A 12,516-nucleotide genomic window follows, 5' to 3' on the forward strand; every position below is an offset into this window, starting at 1 on the left:
GACTGTAGACGCAGGGACTGACAGCCCTCACCCCAATTTCCGCCCCTTACACCTCGGAGCTCAGCCCGGCAGCCGGACCAGGACGGTCCCGCCGCCGTCGACGACGTCCATGGTCGCGATGTCGGACGAGCCGATGGAGGTCGAGGCCGGCACGGTGGTGGCCGTGCTGTAGCCCGATCCCCAGGTCCCGGCCGTCTCGGTGCGTCCGTCACGGGCGTGCACGACCAGGTGGCAGGTGATCCCCTCGGGCAGGTTGCCCAGCCTGAGCTGGACCTGCGTGCCCCAGTTCTCCGGGGTGAGCGCGGCCGACGCGGTGACGTGGGTCCGCGCGTCCACGGCGCTCACGGTCGTGGCCGCGGCCGACGGCGTGGGCGCCGTCGTGTGCGCGCCCCCGACGTACACCCATACGCCCACTGCGGCCGCTGCTCCGGCGAGCGCCAGCCCGGCCGACACCAGGACCCGGCGCCGTGGGCGCGGCCGGGCATGACCCACGGGTCTCACCGGAGCGGCGTCCGGTTCCGGGGCCGCCTCGCGTCCCGGGTCGCGTCCCGCGTCCCGTCCGGTGTCCTGCCACGGGGCGCCCGCCGGATCCCAGGCGGGGGCCGCGGTGGTGTCCCGCGCCGGGGGGGCGCCCGGCGCGGGTGCGGGGCGCGGCGCGGAGAGGCTCTGCGCCGCCGCAGCCGACTCGTCCAGCTCCTCGAACGGCGTGTGCCGCAGCAGCCCCGGCAGCGGCGCCATGGCCACGAGCTCCGCCTGGCACTCCGCGCATCCGGAGATGTGCGCCTCCAGTGCCGCCCGTTCCTCGGGATCGAGGGCCCCGAGCAGGTAGGCGCCGAGCTGGACGCTCTCCCGGCATGTCGTCATCGGGAAGTCACTCCTCTCTCCTCCAGAACGTTCCGCAGTGCCCGCAGCCCGTAGTAGCAGCGGGACTTGACCGTGCCCTGCGGAATACCGAGGTGCTCGGCCGTCTCCGCCACGGTGCGACGCAGGTAGTACACCTCGATGAGCACCTCACGGTGCTCGGGCCGCAGGCCCCGCATGGCCTCCAGCAGTTGCCAGCGTTCCAGCATCCGGTCCAACTCTGCCTCGCCGTCGTCGGCGGGGCCGCCCCGGTCGTCCTCCGGTAAGGGCGCTTCGGCCGGCCTGGCGCGGGCCCGCCGGAAGGCGGAGACCGTCAGGTTGTGGGCGACGGTGTGCAGCCACGGCGCGGCGCGGTCCAGGTCCAGCGCGTCCCGGTGCTGCCAGGCGCGCAGGAAGGTCTCCTGGGTCAGGTCCTCCGCGCGCTGGTAGTCGCCGCCGACCAGGCGCAGCACATGGCCCAGCACCGACCGTCCGTAGCGCGCGTACAGCGCGGAGACGAAGGCCGCGTCCGAGGTCGGTGCGGAGTCCATACCTCCAGTACGCGCCCCCGGGCCGTTCGGTTCAACCGGGTCGTGCGAGTCGTCCTCGAATGGAGATCCGGCCCGGTCGGTGGCGTACTGGAAGACGAAGACGAACCCTTCCGTGATCACTCCCGAGGGGAACGGATCATGAAGCCACGACCTCTGGTTCTCGCCCTGCTCCTCACCGGGGCCGTCGCGGCCGGCTGCTCGTCCACCGCGACCGGCAACAGCGCGATGCCGCCGGGCACGACACCTCCCGGTACGACGCAGACCGGCACGACACCGCAGAGCACCGCGTCGCCGACGGTCCACCTCGGCACCACCCGGATCGTGGGCGTCGGCACCGTCGTCGACGCCGACGGCAGGACCGTCTACGCCAACGACCAGGACGCCACGGTGAGGATCCTCTGCGGAACCCAGTGCGCGGCGGTCTGGACCCCGGTCACGGTGACCGCGGTGCCGCCCGCGATCGGCGGGATCTCCTTCAGCACCGTCACGCGGTCCGACGGCACCCTCCAGCTGACCGAGCAGGGCCACCCGCTCTACACCTTCGTCGGCGACGGGGCGTCCGGCGACGCCAAGGGACAGAACGCCAAGGACTCCTTCGGCGGCCAGTCCTTCACCTGGCACGCGGTGACCGTCGTGGGCTCGACGCCCGGCAGCACGCAGGCGCCGCCCCCGAGCGGCGGAGGCGGCGGCTACTGAGCGGCGCCCACGGCGGACGGCGCTCACCCGCCGTCGCGTTCGCAGACGCGCAGCAGCAGCAGGGAGCGCCCCGGCACGGTCAGCGACTCGCCGGCGGGCAGGTGACGGCCGTCCGGCACCGCCTGCTGCTCGGCGCAGGTGTCCACCACCGTCTCGTAGCAGCGCGCCCACGGCAGCCCGGGGAGGGTGAACCGGATGCCGCGGTGATGACCGTGCAGGATCAGCAGGAAGCTGTCGTCGGACGGCGTCCCGCCGCGGGCGTCGCGCTCGGTCAGGTCGTCGCCGGAGAGCAGCATCGCCAGGGTCGCGCCCGGCTCGTACCAGTCGGCCTCGGTCATCTCCGCGCCGTCCGCCCGGAACCAGGTGAGGTCCGGCAGCCCGCCGGGGTGGGCGGGGCGGCCGGAGAAGAAGGCGCGCTGCCGCAGCACCGGGTGTTCGCGGCGCAGCCGGATCAGCCGGGCCGTGAGCGCGTGCAACTGCCGCCACTCGTCCTGCTCCACCAGCGACCAGTCGACCCAGCCTGTCTCGTTGTCCTGGCAGTAGGCGTTGTTGTTGCCGCCCTGGCTGCGCCCGAACTCGTCGCCCGCGAGCAGCATCGGCACCCCCGTCGAGAGCAGCAGGGTGGCCAGCAGGTTCCGCTGTTGACGGCGTCTGAGGGCGTTGACCGAGGGCGAGTCCGTCGGGCCCTCGGCGCCGTGGTTCCAGGAGCGGTTGTCGTCCGTCCCGTCGTGGTTGTCCTCGCCGTTGGCCTCGTTGTGCTTGCCGTCGTAGGAGACCAGATCGCGCAGGGTGAAGCCGTCGTGGGCGGTGACGTAGTTGACGGAGGCGAACGGGCGTCGCCCGGCGCGCTGGTAGAGGTCGGAGGAGCCGGCCAGCCGGTAGCCGAGCTCGCGCACGTCGAGCCGCGCCCCGCGCCAGAAGTCGCGGACCGTGTCGCGGTAGCGGTCGTTCCACTCCGTCCACAGCGGTGGGAAGTTGCCCACCTGGTAGCCGCCGAGCGCCACGTCCCAGGGCTCCGCGATCAGCTTGACCCGGCTCAGCACCGGGTCCTGGAACACGGCAGAGAGGAACGGCGCGCGCATGTCGACGTCGTAGGCGCCGCGGGCCAGCACACTGGCCAGGTCGAACCGGAAGCCGTCCACGCCCATCTCGGTGACCCAGTACCGCAGTGAGTCGGTGACCAGCCGCAGCGCCTGCGGCTGGGTGGCGTCCAGGGTGTTGCCGCACCCCGTGAAGTCGGCGTAGGCGCGCCGGTTGTGCGGCTGGAGCCGGTAGTAACCGGCGTTGTCCAGCCCGCGGAACGACCAGGTCGGTCCGCCCTCGCCGCCCTCGGCGGTGTGGTTGTAGACGACGTCGAGGACGACCTCGATCCCGGCCCGGTGCAGTGCCTGGACCATCCGCTTGAACTCGCCGACCTGGCCGCCGCGGGTCCCGCTCGCCGAGTAGCCGCCGTGCGGGGCGAAGTAGCCGATGCTGTTGTAGCCCCAGTAGTTGCGCAGGCCCCGCCTCACCAGGTGTTCCTCGTCGGCGAACTGGTGCACCGGCAACAGCTCGACGGCGGTCACGCCGAGCCGGGTCAGGTACTCGACGGCGGCGGGGTGGCCCAGGCCGGCGTAGGTGCCGCGCAGCTCCGGCGGCACGCCCGGCAGGTTCCGGGTGAAGCCGCGCACGTGCAGCTCGTACAGGACGGTGTCCGCCCAAGGCGTCTTCGGCCGCCGGTCCTCGGACCAGTCCTCGGCGTCGTGGACGACCACGGACCTGGGCGCGTAGCGGGCCGAGTCGCGGTTGTCCCGGACGGTGTCCGCGACGTCGCCCTCCGGCCAGCTCCGGACATGGCCGTAGACCGCGTCGTGCAGCCGGAACTGCCCGTCCACGGCCCGGGCGTAGGGGTCCAGCAGCAGCTTGGCGGGGTTCCAGCGGGCGCCCGTCCACGGGTCCCACCGGCCGTGGACGCGGAAGCCGTAGCGGGCGCCGGGCCGGACGCCGGGCACGTGGCCGTGCCAGACCTGGAACGTCTGCTCGCGCAGCGGCAGCCGGGTCTCCCGGTCCTCCTCGTCGAAGAGGCACAGCTCGACGCCCTCGGCGCCGCCGGCCCACACGGCGAAGTTGGTTCCCGGCCGCCCGTCGGCGCCCACGTGGTAGCGCGCCCCGAGCGGCTGCCAACTGCCGGGCAGGACACGGGCGGCGGCCCTGTCCTGCGGTTCGTCTCCCGGCTCCGGTTCCTCCCGAGGCGGACGCAGCTCCGTGGGCAACGCCATCGACAGCACCTCCCCGTCCGGCGGACGTCCCGATCCACCGGTTTACGGTTAAGTTCCCCTCCCTGCCGGTGGTTGCACCATCAACAGCGACGATCTGACCCGAATGCCTGTCCCCGACGCCCGTGTCGTCCCCCTTCGGGCCTCGTTGATCCACTCGGAGCAGTGCGATCGAGGAGTGTGGTGCGGCCGTGGGTGTCTGGGCGGGACGACTGAAGCGGATGGCGCTCGCCGCCTTGATCCCCGCCCTGCTGCTGGCCGGCTGCTCGGGTTCCTCGGGTTCCAGCTCCGACGCGGCGCACGTCTCCGCCGCGCAGGTCACGTTGACCCCGGGTGACGGCGCAGCCGAGGTCCCGGCGCAGGGAGGGGTCTTCGCCCAGGTCCGTGACGGGCGTCTCACCGAGGTGCACCTGAAGGACGCGGACGGCGACGAGATCCCGGGCGCGATCACCGCCGACGGCAGCAGCTGGAGCCCGGCGGGCAAGCTGCTGCCGGAGACCCGCTACACCCTCGACGCGCTGGCCGTGGACCGGGACGGCCTGCAGGCCGCGAAGCACGCCTCGTTCACCACGTTCGTACCGAAGAACACCTTCATCGGCTTCTACAACCCGGTGAACCGCAGCACCGTCGGGGTCGGCTTCATCGTGGAGATCCGCTTCAACCGGGCGATCACGGACCGGGCCACCGTCCAGAAGGCGATCAGCGTGACGGCCCGGCCGCCCGTCCCCGTCGCCGCGCACTGGTTCGGCGACAAGCGGGTCGACTTCCGCCCCCAGCACTACTGGACGCCCGGCACCAAGGTCACCGTGGCGCTGCGACTCAAGCACGTCGAGGGCGCGCCCGGCGTCTACGGCACGCAGGAGAAGTCGATCGGCTTCACCATCGGCCGAAGCCAGATCAGCACGGCGGACACCGACGCCCACACGCTCACCGTCGTCCGCGGCGGCCGGACCCTGCGAACCCTCGACATCTCGGCGGGCGGTCCCGGTCACGCGACCTACCAGGGCGTCATGGTCATCTCCGAGCGGGACAAGGTGACCCGCATGGACTCGCACACGGTCGGCCTCGGCAGCGAGTACGACATCCCGGCCGTCCCGCACGCCCAGCGGCTCACCGACTCCGGCACCTTCGTCCACGGCGTCTACTGGCGTCCGGCCTCCGTCTTCGGCCGGGTCAACACCAGCCACGGCTGCGTCGGCCTCTACGACGTGGCGGGCGGCCAGAGCACCACCACCGCAGCTGGCTGGTTCTTCGCCCACTCCATGATCGGCGACATCGTCCGCGTCGTCGGCTCCGGCGACGAGCAGGTGGCCCCGGACAACGGCATGAGCGGCTGGAACCTGTCCTGGGCCGACTGGACCGCGGGCAGCGCCGTGCGTTGACGCGCTGTGCCGCGTCCGCGGCGTGCAACCTTCCGCCGGAGCTGCGACGTCACATTCTCCGGGAGCTCTCAGGCGGGCGGGTTATGCTCACGGAGGCCCCGATCAGGGACATTCGGGGACACTCCGGGAGGGGAGAGACGTTGTTCGCGCACAGCAAGGTTCGACGGGTTCTGCTCGGCATGGCGACGGGTGCCGCGATACTCGCGGCCAGCGCCTGCGGCGGCGCCGGTGCCACGACCGGGCACTCCGGATCCGGCGGCGCGGGCGGCGGCGCGAGCGCGACCGCGGTGGCCAACTCCGCCGCCACCGTGACGATCCTTCCGAAGGACGGGTCGACCGGCGTCGACACGAACGGCACGCTGAAGATCAGCGCCGCGCAGGGCAAGCTGACACAGATAGCCGTGACCGGCAACGACGGCAGCAAGGTCGACGGCTCGATGGCCGGCGACGGCAGCAGCTGGACCCCGGCCGGACCGCTGCACACCGGCACCCGGTACAGCGTGGTGGCCACGGCCGCGGACTCCACCGGCAAGAGCGTCACCGAGCGCTCCACCTTCACCACGCTGACGCCTGCGGCGACCAACGTCGCCAACTTCAACGTCGACCCGGGCGCGACCTACGGCGTCGGCATGGAGGTCTCGCTCAACTTCACCTCCGTCGTGGCCGACCAGTACAAGGCCTCCGTCCTCAAGGCGGTCACCGTGACCGCCGACCCGTCCGTGGACGTCGAGGGGCACTGGTTCGGCAACAACCGCCTGGACTTCCGTCCGCAGCAGTACTGGGCCCCGGGCACCAAGGTCACCCTGCACCTGCACCTCAACGGCGTCCGGACCGGCCAGCTCGGCTACGGCAAGCAGGACAAGGACGTCAGCTTCACCATCGGCCGCTACCAGGTCAGCGTCGCTGACAACAACGCGCACAGCCTCACCGTCTACAACGGCCCGAACTCGGTGCTGCGGAAGCTGCCGGCCAGCCTCGGCGACCCGGATCACACCACCTACGACGGCAAGATGGTGATCACCGAGAAGTACCCGACCATCGACATGAACTCGCAGACGGTCGGTCTCGGCAACGCGTACGACATCAAGGACGTCCCGCACGCGATGCGGCTCACCACCTCCGGCACCTTCGTGCACGGCAACTACTGGCGTCCGGCCTCGACCTTCGGCAGTGCCAACACCAGCCACGGCTGCGTGGGCCTGCAGGACCAGCAGGGCGGCGGCGACCCGAACATGCCGGCGGCGTGGTTCTACGCCCACTCGCTCATCGGCGACGTGGTCCAGGTGGTCAACTCCCCGGACAAGATCGTGCAGCCGGACAACGGCCTGAACGGCTGGAACATGGACTGGTCGGCCTGGACCTCCAACTGACCGTCACCGCGACATGATGTGAGCCGGGCCACCGCGTACGCGGTGGCCCGTTCGCGTTAACATCGGTTCACTCTGCGCCTGCGCATGCACCCACGTCCCGCCAGGGAGGCACTGAAGATGGACCGCTTCGTGACGTTCGAGGTCGACGCGGACGGCGTCGGCGTGATCCGGCTCGACCGGCCGAAGATGAACGCGCTCGACATCGCGATGCAGGACCAGCTCAAGGAGGTCGCCGAGGAGGCCACCGCCCGCACCGACGTGCGCGCGGTCGTCATCTGGGGCGGCGAGAAGGTCTTCGCGGCCGGCGCCGACATCAAGGAGATGCAGCGCATGGGCTACACCGACATGGTGGAGCGCGGCCCGGCGCTGCAGGGGTCCTTTGACGCGGTGGCGCGGATCCCGAAGCCGGTCGTGGCGGCGGTCACCGGCTACGCCCTGGGCGGCGGCTGCGAGCTGGCGCTCTGCGCGGACATCCGGGTGGCCGCGGACAACGCCAAGTTCGGCCAGCCGGAGATCCTGCTCGGCCTCATCCCGGGCGCGGGCGGCACCCAGCGTCTCTCCCGCCTGGTCGGTCCGGCCAAGGCGAAGGACCTGATCTTCACCGGCCGGATGGTCGACGCGGAGGAGGCGCTGCGGATCGGCCTGGCCGACTACGTCGTCCCGGCGGAGGAGGTCTTCGCGACCGCCCGCGCGTGGGCCGCCAAGCTGGCAGCCGGCCCGGCATATGCCCTGCGGGCGGCCAAGGAGGCCGTGGACCGCGGTCTGGAGACGGACCTGGACACCGGTCTGACCATCGAACGGAATCTCTTCGCAGGCCTGTTCGCGACCGAGGACCGTGAGATCGGCATGCGCAGCTTCGTCGAACAGGGCCCGGGCAAGGCCAAGTTCAACTGATCAGTCCACTGATCAGGGGCTGGGCTCGGAAGCCTGCCCTGGCGACCTGGGCGTATGCAAAGCAATTTGGCATATGCCCGAAGCAATCGATGATTTTTTGGCCAATGCGCTCCCGCGGGGCCGTCTGACGCGCCATCATGGGGACATGGCAGTACAGGGCGAAGTGGTACGGGAGCAGAGGGTGATCGACGAGCGGTCGGGGCTGGTCGACATCGTCGGGTTGGGCGAGCTGGACGAGGAGCTCCAGAGCCTGGCCCGGCTGCTCTCGCCCGAGGGCGACGGCACTCCTTTAGTCGCAGCTCCGGGCGTCACCGCGCACGCCCGTCGGCTCACCTTGTCCGCCCTGGAGTCCTGGGGGCTGGGCGGCCACGGTGAGGTGGCGGAGCAACTGGTCGCGGAGCTGGTCGCGAACGCGGTCCGGCACACCGGCGGGCGCACCTTCGTGCTGCGCCTGCTGCGTGGATCGGGGCGGATCCGGGTCGAACTGCGGGACCCGTCAAGGGCGTTGCCCTGTCTGATCAAGGGTGACCCCGAGGACGAGGCCGGTCGCGGCCTCTGCCTGGTGGACGAACTCGCGGACCGCTGGGGTGTGGACGTGCTGTCGCGGGGCAAGTCGGTCTGGTTCGAGCTCAGGGTGCGGCCCGCGGTGGCGTAGCCCGCGGAGACTGAAGGCGGGTGCGGGGGCGCCGGAAAGACAATGCGGGGCCCCTGGATCGCGTTCGATCATGGGGCCCCTGCATTGGGCTTGCTGCGCGGCCAAGGGGGTATCGCCGCGCCGGCGTCGGACGCGCTCGGGTCGGAGGCGTTCCGGCACCGACTATGGCATGTGGCGCACGCTATGAGCAAAGCGACAAATCGGACAAATGCTACGATTGCTACGCGGCGTGCCGTGCATCACAAGGTAGTTTTGACTATTCACTTATCTTTCCCTTGCATGCAACCCTGGCAAACCTTGGATCTTTCAGGTACTACGGAAACGTGCGAGCTCGCGACCTCATCCGGCAGCGCATCCAGCGCCAGGTCTACGCCACCGTCCACGGCGCGGGCCTCGACCACACGCGCTACGACCGCCCCGACGGTGATCCGGGCCTGTTCGGGCCCGACAGCGTCGTCTGGCTGGTCCACGGGGACATGCCAGGCATGTTCACCGGCGGCGTCGCCGCGTTGATGCTCCAGTCGCTCCACCCGCTCGCCATGGCCGGGGTCGACCAGCACTCCCGCTACCGGGAGGACCCGATCGACCGCCTGAACCGCACCGCGGGTTTCGTCACCGTCACCAGCTACGGCTCCACCGCCGAGGCCGAGGCCGCGATCGAGCGGGTGCGCCGCGTCCACGACCGCGTCCGCGGCGTCGCACCGGACGACCGCCCGTACGACGCCGCCGACCCTGAGCTGCTGCGCTGGGTGCACGTCGCCGAGACGGCCTGCTTCCTCGCGGGCTACCAGCGGTACGCCCGAACCCCGCTGACGCATGTTCAGCAGGACCGCTACTTCGACGAGTACGCCCTCGTCGCCGAACGCCTGGGCGCGACCGGCGTCCCGCGCTCACTGGCCGAGGTGCGCGCCTACCTGCGCGCCGTGCGACCCAGCCTCGCCGCCTCCGAGGCGGCGCTCGCCGCAGTCGAGTTCCTGCTCACGCCGGGTGCGCTCGTCCAGGACCGTGTCCGTGGCATCGCCCTGCGCGTCCTCGTCGCGGGCGGCGCCGACCTGCTCCCGTCCTGGGCCGCCGCCGAACTCCACCTCCCGCGCCACGGCGCGCTCCGCGTCTCCCGCGACCGCGCGGCCGTCCGCACCCTCGCCGCGGCGCTGCGCTACGGCTGCGAGCCTTCCGTCGTCATCACGACAGCCCGAGCGCGCGCTCTCGCACCCGCTGCAGATGCTCCGCGAACAGCTCGCCCGCCTCGGAGTTGAGCTGGGTCAGCGCCACCATCGAGGTGATGATCACGTCGCACAGCTCCTTCTCCACGTCCTCCCAGCTGTGCGAGAACCCCTTCCGCGGATTCTGCCCGGTCGCCCCGATCACCGCCTCCGCGACCTCCCCGGCCTCCTCGGAGATCTTCAGAATCTGCAGGATCTTCTGCGTCTGCTCCGGCAGTTCGCTGTCCCTGGTGAGCCAGCGGTTGAGTTCGGCGATGGTCGCCCACGCGGAGTCGTTCATGGCCCCAGGGTAGGCGACGCCGGCGGCCCGCCCTGTCCCTCTGCCGATGCCGCCGCGTTTCAACTGCTAGGGTCCCGCTGGCCTGCGTGACCGCCCAACCACGTGATTGTCGGCTCTATTTGCAGGGATGCAGTGCACGCCATGAACAGAATGCGCGACTGGCACGTCAGGTTTGACGACTTCTCCTCCGTGGCCCATGGAACGGGACCGGATGCCGTCGCCATCGGTCTCGGTGTCGAGATTGACCGTCACCTGGGAGGCATGAGGTTGCGCGGTTTCCTCGGCGCTGGTTACCGGTCGGTGGGCGGGGGCCGCGGTGGCGTGGTGCGGATCTCGGCGGACCAGGTCGAATTCGGTGAGGGATTTCCGATGACTCTGCCGGGCGCCCGTACGACGTATTTTACGGGGCTGCCGCTCGATTTCCGGGATGCGGTCGTCGAAGGTGCCACGGAGCAGCTGCGCGCATTCGACCTCCGCGGCGGGGAACTCGACATCGTCGCGGCGGGGTACGACATGGAGTCCGCCGAGCTCGTGTTCCGGTCGGCCGCGGGGCTGTTGGTGTGCCAGTTGGCGGCGAAGCTCGGTGGCGGACCTCTCGAGGAGCTGGTGAACCGCTACCTCGACACGCTCGGATCCCGCTGACTTCGCCGCGCTCGCTGCCGATCACGGCGGCGGCGCACTTCCGGCCGTGGACACTCGGCGGGCATGGGGATCGTGCTGCGGGGTGGCACGCCCTGCACGGCAGTTGCGTGCCACCCCGCGCGCTCAGCACTCGATGACGTTGACCGCGAGGCCGCCGCGGGAGGTCTCCTTGTACTTGATCTTCATATCGGCGCCCGTCTCCTTCATCGTCTTGATGGCCTTGTCGAGGGAGACGTGGTGGCGGCCGTCGCCGCGCAGGGCCATGCGGGCGGCGGTGACGGCCTTGACGGCCGCCATGCCGTTGCGCTCGATGCAGGGGATCTGGACCAGGCCGCCGACGGGGTCGCAGGTGAGGCCGAGGTTGTGCTCGATGCCGATCTCGGCGGCGTTCTCGACCTGCTCCGGGGTGCCGCCGAGGACCTCGGCGAGGCCGCCGGCGGCCATGGAGCAGGCGGAGCCGACCTCGCCCTGGCAGCCGACCTCGGCGCCGGAGATGGAGGCGTTCTCCTTGAAGAGCATGCCGACCGCGCCCGCGGCGAGCAGGAAGCGGACGATGCCGTCCTCGTCCGCGCCGGGAATGAAGTTCAGGTAGTAGTGCAGGACCGCCGGGATGATGCCGGCCGCGCCGTTGGTCGGGGCGGTCACCACGCGGCCGCCGGCCGCGTTCTCCTCGTTGACGGCCATGGCGTAGAGGGTCACCCACTCCATCGCGTTGGCCGGGCCGATGCCCTCGACCCGCAGTGCCCGCGCCGCCGACGCGGCCCTCCGGCGGACCTTGAGGCCGCCCGGGAGGATGCCCTCGTGGTTCATGCCGTTGCGCACGCACTCCTGCATCACGGACCAGATCTCCAGCAGGCCGGTGCGGATCTCCGTCTCGCTGCGCCAGGCCTTCTCGTTCTCCAGCATGAGGGAGGAGATGGACAGCCCGGTCTCGCTGGTCAGGCGCAGCAGGTCGGCGCCGGTCCGGAACGGGTACTTCAGGACGGTGTCGTCGAGCTTGACGCGGTCCGCGCCGATCGCGTCCTCGTCGACGACGAAGCCGCCGCCGACCGAGTAGTAGGTCTTCTCCAGCAGCGCAGCGCCCGCCGCGTCGTAGGCGCTGAGCGTCATGCCGTTCGCGTGGTACGGCAGCGAGCGGCGGCGGTGCAGGACCAGTTCGCTGTCGGGGTCGAAGGGGATCTCGTGCGTGCCGAGCAGCGCGATCCGCTTGCTGGCCTTGATCTGCTCGACGTCCAGGTCCGCCTGGGCGACGTCCACCGTGCGCGGCGACTTGCCCTCCAGGCCCAGCATGACCGCCTTGGGCGTGCCGTGGCCGTGGCCGGTCGCGCCGAGGGAGCCGAAGAGTTCGGCGCGCATCGAGGCGACGTCGGACAGCTGGCCCTCGGCCTTCAGCCGGTGGGCGAACATGCGCGCCGCCCGCATCGGGCCGACCGTGTGCGAGGAGGAGGGGCCGATGCCGATGGAGAAGAGGTCGAAGACGCTGATGGCCACGAGGACGCCCTTGTCTTGTGGGTGGGGCAGGAAACAGAGACACCGCTGAGCAGCTCGGGCGGTGTCATGGGTAGGGGCACCGCGCGCACTGTCAGGTTCCAGTGTGCGCGGTGCCCCCACCTATATGCGATGAACTGTCCGGTACCTGGGGCTTACAGGTCCGGGTACAGCGGGTGCTTGGCGGCCAGCGCGCTGACGCGGGCGGACAGCTCGGCGGCCTTGGCCTCGTCGAAGCCA

At 71.0% G+C, this 12,516-nt stretch carries 12 protein-coding genes; 7 read left to right on the top strand and 5 right to left on the bottom strand.

The features are described 5' to 3' along the window. Positions 1–60: 60 nt before the first annotated feature. Entirely contained in the window at positions 61–864 is an 804-nt protein-coding gene (locus TR49_RS45060) for an anti-sigma factor family protein (protein ID WP_042386705.1), read from the bottom strand. Then, positions 861–1,391: a sigma-70 family RNA polymerase sigma factor gene (locus TR49_RS28350; RefSeq protein ID WP_042386707.1), complete on the bottom strand. Its 531-nt coding sequence runs from the start codon at positions 1,389–1,391 to the stop codon at positions 861–863. The genes TR49_RS45060 and TR49_RS28350 overlap by 4 nt, the downstream gene beginning before the upstream one ends. Before the next feature lie 138 nt (positions 1,392–1,529). Between TR49_RS28350 and TR49_RS40410 the strand changes: the two genes are divergently transcribed. After that, positions 1,530–2,087: a COG4315 family predicted lipoprotein gene (locus tag TR49_RS40410; RefSeq protein WP_052434717.1), complete on the top strand. Its 558-nt coding sequence runs from the start codon at positions 1,530–1,532 to the stop codon at positions 2,085–2,087. Positions 2,088–2,110: 23 nt separating this feature from the next. Here TR49_RS40410 and glgX read toward each other — a convergent pair whose 3' ends face one another. Beyond that, positions 2,111–4,345, bottom strand: a complete 2,235-nt coding sequence (gene glgX / locus TR49_RS28360) for a glycogen debranching protein GlgX (RefSeq protein WP_042386708.1) — start codon at positions 4,343–4,345, stop codon at positions 2,111–2,113. Between the two features lie 188 nt (positions 4,346–4,533). Between glgX and TR49_RS28365 the strand changes: the two genes are divergently transcribed. The 5 genes from TR49_RS28365 (at position 4,534) to TR49_RS28385 (ending at position 9,899) form a co-directional block, all read left to right on the top strand. Beyond that, entirely contained in the window at positions 4,534–5,724 is a 1,191-nt protein-coding gene (locus TR49_RS28365; protein WP_369405345.1) for a L,D-transpeptidase, read from the top strand. Between the two features lie 140 nt (positions 5,725–5,864). Next, positions 5,865–7,094, top strand: a complete 1,230-nt coding sequence (locus TR49_RS28370; protein WP_042386709.1) for a L,D-transpeptidase — start codon at positions 5,865–5,867, stop codon at positions 7,092–7,094. Between the two features lie 117 nt (positions 7,095–7,211). Next, positions 7,212–7,988, top strand: a complete 777-nt coding sequence (locus TR49_RS28375) for an enoyl-CoA hydratase/isomerase family protein (RefSeq protein WP_042386711.1) — start codon at positions 7,212–7,214, stop codon at positions 7,986–7,988. Positions 7,989–8,133: 145 nt separating this feature from the next. Then, positions 8,134–8,643, top strand: a complete 510-nt coding sequence (locus tag TR49_RS28380; protein WP_042386712.1) for an ATP-binding protein — start codon at positions 8,134–8,136, stop codon at positions 8,641–8,643. Between the two features lie 323 nt (positions 8,644–8,966). Further along, on the top strand, positions 8,967–9,899 hold the full coding sequence (locus TR49_RS28385; RefSeq protein ID WP_042386713.1) for an oxygenase MpaB family protein: 933 nt from the start codon (positions 8,967–8,969) through the stop codon (positions 9,897–9,899). Here TR49_RS28385 and TR49_RS28390 read toward each other — a convergent pair. Then, positions 9,826–10,146 (bottom strand): MazG-like family protein, encoded by a 321-nt coding sequence (locus TR49_RS28390; protein WP_042386714.1) that lies wholly within the window; start codon positions 10,144–10,146, stop codon positions 9,826–9,828. The genes TR49_RS28385 and TR49_RS28390 overlap by 74 nt on opposite strands. Positions 10,147–10,287: 141 nt before the next feature. Here TR49_RS28390 and TR49_RS28395 point away from each other — a divergent pair, with 141 nt between their 5' ends. After that, positions 10,288–10,788 (top strand): hypothetical protein, encoded by a 501-nt coding sequence (locus tag TR49_RS28395; protein WP_152627500.1) that lies wholly within the window; start codon positions 10,288–10,290, stop codon positions 10,786–10,788. 123 nt (positions 10,789–10,911) lie between these two features. Here TR49_RS28395 and TR49_RS28400 read toward each other — a convergent pair whose 3' ends face one another. Next, a complete protein-coding gene (locus tag TR49_RS28400) occupies positions 10,912–12,279 on the bottom strand; it encodes an L-serine ammonia-lyase (RefSeq protein ID WP_042386716.1) in 1,368 nt (455 codons plus the stop codon). Positions 12,280–12,516: the final 237 nt, after the last annotated feature.

The sequence above is a fragment of the Streptacidiphilus melanogenes genome, from assembly GCF_000787835.1.
GTDB classification, from domain to species: Bacteria; Actinomycetota; Actinomycetes; order Streptomycetales; family Streptomycetaceae; genus Streptacidiphilus; species Streptacidiphilus melanogenes.

Coding starts and splice junctions, on each gene's coding strand:
- TR49_RS45060 (WP_042386705.1), bottom strand. CDS start 864: ATGACGACATGCCGGGAGAGCGTCCAGCTCGGCGCCTACCTGCTCGGG.
- TR49_RS28350 (WP_042386707.1), bottom strand. CDS start 1,391: ATGGACTCCGCACCGACCTCGGACGCGGCCTTCGTCTCCGCGCTGTAC.
- TR49_RS40410 (WP_052434717.1), top strand. CDS start 1,530: ATGAAGCCACGACCTCTGGTTCTCGCCCTGCTCCTCACCGGGGCCGTC.
- glgX (WP_042386708.1), bottom strand. CDS start 4,345: ATGGCGTTGCCCACGGAGCTGCGTCCGCCTCGGGAGGAACCGGAGCCG.
- TR49_RS28375 (WP_042386711.1), top strand. CDS start 7,212: ATGGACCGCTTCGTGACGTTCGAGGTCGACGCGGACGGCGTCGGCGTG.
- TR49_RS28380 (WP_042386712.1), top strand. CDS start 8,134: ATGGCAGTACAGGGCGAAGTGGTACGGGAGCAGAGGGTGATCGACGAG.
- TR49_RS28390 (WP_042386714.1), bottom strand. CDS start 10,146: ATGAACGACTCCGCGTGGGCGACCATCGCCGAACTCAACCGCTGGCTC.
- TR49_RS28395 (WP_152627500.1), top strand. CDS start 10,288: ATGAACAGAATGCGCGACTGGCACGTCAGGTTTGACGACTTCTCCTCC.